Source organism: Vibrio sp. 03_296 (assembly GCF_002265885.1).
This window is the reverse complement of the sequence record NZ_NPKW01000638.1, coordinates 1-1,051: the sequence shown is the minus strand read 5'-3', so window position 1 is coordinate 1,051 and position 1,051 is coordinate 1. Positions and strand designations below refer to the sequence as shown.

Annotated in this window: 1 protein-coding gene and 1 pseudogene; one reads left to right on the top strand and one right to left on the bottom strand. The window is 49.1% G+C overall.

Annotated features, from left to right (window positions below):
- Window positions 1–817: alkene reductase (locus CIK04_RS26790; RefSeq protein ID WP_128824724.1), on the top strand; the 817-nt coding region annotated here is incomplete at its 5' end.
- Window positions 818–862: 45 nt separating this feature from the next.
- Here CIK04_RS26790 and CIK04_RS26785 read toward each other — a convergent pair.
- Window positions 863–1,030 (bottom strand): annotated as a pseudogene (locus tag CIK04_RS26785) (L-ascorbate 6-phosphate lactonase); the annotation flags it as partial.
- Window positions 1,031–1,051: the final 21 nt, after the last annotated feature.

Here is a 1,051-nt window from a genome sequence, read left to right as displayed (position 1 = left end):
AGGCGCCGCCATGTTCTGCCATGCTTTGGCATGTGGCCGAGTATCGCACCAGTTTCCAAAAGGTGAACAGCCCATCGCACCATCTGCGCTTGCTCCGGTAGAGACTAAAGTGTGGATCGCCGATGAGCAAGGCAACGGCAATATGGTCGATTGTGTAGAGCCACGAGCCATGACTCAAGCGGATATTGACCGTGTTGTGAGTGATTTTGCCTATGCAGCGAAACGGGCGATGGAAGCAGGCTTCGATGGCATCGAAATCCACGGCGGCAATGGTTACCTGATTGACCAGTTCCTACGTACCAATTCAAACCACAGAACCGACAACTACGGCGGTACTCGAAGAAATCGACTTTCGCTTTTGTTAGAAGTGGTCGATGCGGCGAGTAAAGCCATAGGTGCCAACAAAGTAGGAGTACGACTCGCGCCATTCATCACTTTCAAGGACATGAACTGCCCAGACATTGTGCCAACCATCCTCGATGCATCGAAACAACTTCAAGCTCGTGATATTGCGTACTTGCATCTGTCTGAAGCGGATTGGGACGACGCGCCCGTGATTCCAGAGAGTTTCCGCATCGAATTGCGTGAATACTTCACCAACACCATTATTGTTGCGGGCAGTTACACTCAAGTGAGAGCCGATGAGGTACTTGAGAAAGGCTATGCAGATTTAGTGGCGTTTGGCCGCCCATTTGTCTCTAACCCAGATTTGGTGGCACGCTTAAAGCATCAACAACCTCTGGCAGAACTGGATGGAACAACCCTATTTGGCGGCAATGAACGAGGTTATACAGATTACACGGCTTTGCATGTGTGAGTGAACGAAAAGGGAGATGTGGCCATCTCCCTTTGTTTGTATTGCTTAGAGGAACGCTTTGTAAGGCAGTTCAGGTTCATTTTTAAAGATGTCACTGAAGCCACGGAAGTGTTGGTAATGCATACGGCCTTTATCGGTTGGGAAGGTGTACTTGCCACCGACTTGCCAGAAAAACGGCGCAAACTTGTATTGTAAGCGGTCTTTTTTCATGTTTCCATAGCAACTTCAATCTCA